We start from the raw sequence: 1,053 nt of genomic DNA on the forward strand, positions 1-1,053 counted from the left end.
CTAGACCGTTTTTCGCTCACGTTGGTTCATAGCCTGCGTGCCGGATGAAATTCCTGCACTCGCGTGGGTGGACGGTGCGCAGGATGGTTCTGATCCGACGCTGGAGGCCTGGCACGGTTCGCTCCGCTGCCTTCCTCAGCAGAGCTTTGATCTTGCTGAAGACCTGCTCGATCGGATTGAGGTCCGGGGAGTACTGCGGCAGGTAGCGCAAGGTCGCACCAACGGATTCGATGGCGTCCACGACGCCGCGCACCTTGTGGGTCGGAAGATTGTCCATGATCACGGTGTCGCCGCGCCGCAGCGTGGGGACCAGGCACTGCTCGACATAGGCCAGGAAGGTTTCGCCGTTCATCGCTCCGTCGATCACGCAGGGCGCCACCATGCCGCTTCGCCGCAGCCCGGCCACCAGCGTGATGGTCTTCCAGTGCCCGTGCGGGGCGAAGGCGAGCAGGCGCTCGCCGCGCGGGCTGCGGCCCCGCAGCCGAACCATGCTGGTCGTGACCGCGGTCTCGTCGATGAAAACCAGTCGGGCGGGATCGAGCAGACCCTGCTCGCGCATCCAGCGACGACGGGCGCCGGCGACATCAGGCCGATGCTGCTCGGCGGCGTGCAGCGTTTTTTTTGACCGTGATGCCGTGCCGATCGAGCAGCCGCCACACCGCGCTGACGCTGCCCGGCAGCCGCCGCTTCCGAAGTTCCGACACGATCTCCTCGAGAGTCAGGTCGGGTTGCTCGGCGATCAAGCCCAGCAGACAGTCCGCGTGCTTCTCCAGGGGCGATCGGCTCCCTCCGGAGGGTTTGGCGCGCGCACTGCCCTCGTCGCGCCAGCGTTGCAGCCACCGTACCGCCGAGCTGACGCTCACATCGAAGCGCTCCGCGGCCTCCCGTCGTGACGCTCCCGCTGCGACGGCCTCGATCACCCGTGCGCGCAGGTCAGTCGAATAGGCTCGTGACATCGATCGTCTCTTCCCCGACGAATCAATGTCGACAGACTCTCCCAGCCCACCCGTCCAGGGAATCCCCTGCGATTCAGCCCCAACGAAAAACGCTCTA

The 1,053-nt window shown here is 65.9% G+C and carries 1 protein-coding gene; it reads right to left on the minus strand.

Translation table 11 applies throughout. From position 1 onward, the window contains the following. Positions 1 to 16: 16 nt before the first annotated feature. A protein-coding gene (locus ABTU92_RS25170; RefSeq protein ID WP_408094351.1) for an IS630 family transposase occupies positions 17 to 956 on the minus strand; the annotation gives its coding sequence in 2 pieces (ribosomal slippage) (positions 17 to 635 and positions 634 to 956; 942 coding nt in all). Positions 957 to 1,053: the final 97 nt, after the last annotated feature.

It is taken from the genome of Rhodoplanes sp. SY1 (assembly GCF_046000175.1).
Classification (GTDB): domain Bacteria; phylum Pseudomonadota; class Alphaproteobacteria; order Rhizobiales; family Xanthobacteraceae; genus Rhodoplanes.